Below are 3,193 nucleotides of genomic sequence, written 5' to 3'. Positions count from 1 at the left end.
CACGATCAACAACCTGTTTGACTGCTTCAATTTTAAACTCTTCAGGATAACGCTTACCGCTCATGGGCACCTCTCTTTAAGTCATCTTAAATGACTCTGAGGTGTCTGTTAAACCCGTGGCGATTCACACTACTTTCAGAAGACAGCTCTATAGACCAACTTATCACGCCTAAAGATATGCTTCATATTATGGATAGCGATAGCTCTCAAACGCTGGCGATCCATGAAGTAAGGAGAGGTAAAAACCTTGTCATACAAGGACCTCCTGGCACGGGTAAGTCACAGACAATAGCCAATATTATTGCGTCGGCTATCGCGGATGGAAAAACAGTACTTTTTGTTGCAGAAAAAATGGCAGCTCTTGAAGTCGTCAAACGCCGTCTCGACCAAACAGGAGTCGGTGATGCCTGTTTAGAACTTCATAGCAACAAGGCCAATAAACGACTTTTACTCGAGGAGTTGAAGCGAGTATGGGATTTAGGTTCGCCCCGCGGTGAATTTCCTGATGAATTAATTGAGAACTTAACCGAAGCTCGTGACTCCCTGAATGCCCACCCAGCGCGCCTCCACAAAGTCTATACACCTTCGGGTTTGAGCCCTTATCAGGTGATTGGGCAATTGGTAAGATTGCGTCAAAATGAACAAACACCTACGGACTTCATTCTTCATGGCTTCGATGAATGGAGTAATAACGATCTGATAAAACGACTGGATCTCGTTAAAGAGCTTATTGAACGAATTGAGAATATTGGGCTACCCCATAATCATCCCTGGAATGGTGTCAAACGAGAATCCGTTTTACCGGGTGAACTCGATCGCCTCATGCCAAAAATTACTACGTTGTTACACAAAGTACATGACTTTCAAAACACTATAGCGACTTTAGCTGTACGAGTTGGAATAACACCTGAACCAGTACTTTTCAACGAGGCGGACAAAATTTTTCAGATTGCTAACCTCATAAATCAGGCACCTGAGTTAGAGGAAGCTGCACTAGTTAATCCTGTCTGGTCTAACTCTCTTTGCGAAATAAAAAGTCTAATTGAGCAGGGTACAACGTATCAAAATAATTTCGAGGAAATCAAAGACCAGCTTCATGATGAACAGTTTGATACCCCTCTACTTGAATTCCGAGATGAACTGCAAACAGTCCCAGAGGATCTTTTGCCAGATGCCTTCTCAGCTGCCAGAGTATTACTACCACTATTACCGCAAATTCAATTAACAGTGGCCCATCTGACGAAAGAGCTAGGTACTGAATCTCTGTATCGTTCATCTCAGGAAATCAATAATCTGATTGAACTCAGCATACGCGTAGCTGATGCCCCCGATGCGAGCCCGCAAGCTTTTGTCGCTTCCGTATGGGAGCATGGTGTCGAACAAGCCAGAGAGTTGGTCAATTCAATCGCTGATTTACATTCTTTGCGTCAGAAAATCGATCCCCATGTTTCGGAGACCATATGGGATACCGAACTCACACAAATTCGTCATAACCTTGCGATACATACTGGGATGTTCAAAATACTGAACAGCGAATGGCGTCGTTCACGTGCACTTGCTCACTCCCTCATTCGAAATACAAATCAACCTATTCAGCAGCAAATTGAGCTTTTGGATAAGGTTATTCATGCGCAAGCGCTACGAAAAAACATCGCCAACGCTAGCGAGTTTGGGAACAGTGCGTTTGGCTCACATTGGCGTGGTGAAAACAGTGACAGCAGTGCTCTGAAGGCATTAGTAGAATGGATGGCAACGCTTAAAGATGTTGGTTCAGAAGCACGTTTACTGGCGAGCCAACTGTCTGATCGTGAAACGTTGAGGCACTTTAGCCAGAAACTGGAGCAGCTTCTTAATCAAGCCGATATTGAACTGAAACAACTTTGGAAGGCTTTTGGCGCAACTGCAGAATCTTGGTTTGATAATCATTATTCTATTAAGCGTGTTCCATTAAGCTATGTTGAAGCTATGGCTCAAAAACTTAGTCGTATAGATTCAACATCACAACAGGTGTTTAAAGATCCGGCAGATCGCCCTGGTGAACGTCTGGCGCTGGTCAAGAAGATTATCGCATTGCAATATCAAAAGAAGGCCATCGAATCCCAATACGAATTGGGAAGCGCAGCATTGGGTAGTACATGGCGAGGTACACTGTCCAACTGGCAAAATATCGTTAGCGATTGTACATGGATTGAAAAACACGGTGACTTACGCTTCATATGCGCGACAGTAAACGATCGTGGTGAGTTACTGAACTCCGCTAATCAACTTTCAGCGACACGTGTCTCTATCATTAACGAACTTGAAAATCTGGCCAACGAACTCGAATCGTCCACCGACGAATTCTTCCATTTGGATAATCAGCATTTACGTATCGATAGTGTCCTGCAAAAACTAACCTCCTGGACTGAAAATGCCGAACAACTGTCTAAATGGGTTGCCTGGCAACACCGGCGCAACCAGGCAAATAATTTGGGACTCTCAGAAGTTGTAGAACGGCTTGAGGACGGGCGCTTACCATTATCAACATGTTATAGCTCGGTCGAATATACCTACTATGAATCGCTGTTCAGTTTAATGGCTAAAGAGACACCGTCTCTTTCCCGCTTCGACGGTGAACTTCATAACCGAAAAGTGCAGTACTTTGCCGAAATGGATTTACGCCGTATAAAGAGCTCAAGTATTGAGGTCGCTCGGGCACACCATCGTCGTATTCCTTCAAAAATCGGAGCTGCAGGTCCGGTTGGAGTCCTGCGTGCCGAAATGGCGAGGAAAAGAGGCCATATGCCTATTCGCCAATTGATGCTTAAAGCGGGCCCGGCAATTCAGGCAATCAAACCGGTCATGATGATGAGCCCACTCTCTGTCGCACAATTCTTGATCCCAGGTAAGCAAAAATTTGATTTACTCGTTATGGACGAAGCCAGCCAGATTCAGCCTGTCGATGCCATAGGTGCAATTGCGCGCTGTCAGCAAGTTGTTGTTGTCGGGGACGAAAGGCAATTGCCGCCAACCAGTTTCTTCTCTCGTATGACTGAAGCCAGTAACGATGACGGGGATGAAGATTCGATGACCTGCTCCCCGTTGATTAGTACACCCCGATGTTAGTAATGTCTTCATAAGCCACATGAGGACATCCCCATGAAGAAGCGTTTTTCCGACGAACAGATCATCAGTATTCTCCGCGAAGCCGAAG

At 45.2% G+C, this 3,193-nt stretch carries 1 protein-coding gene; it reads left to right on the top strand.

Annotation, left to right across the window (positions count from 1 at the left end):
- Nucleotides 1-189 precede the first annotated feature (189 nt).
- Nucleotides 190-3,105, top strand: a complete 2,916-nt coding sequence (locus ACHH0Z_RS25420) for an AAA domain-containing protein (protein WP_158409415.1) — start codon at nucleotides 190-192, stop codon at nucleotides 3,103-3,105.
- Nucleotides 3,106-3,193 lie beyond the last annotated feature (88 nt).

This window comes from Enterobacter cloacae complex sp. 2024EL-00227, assembly GCF_043945315.1.
In the GTDB taxonomy this organism is placed as follows: domain Bacteria; phylum Pseudomonadota; class Gammaproteobacteria; order Enterobacterales; family Enterobacteriaceae; genus Enterobacter; species Enterobacter roggenkampii.
This window is presented reverse-complemented; position numbering and strand designations above follow the sequence as displayed.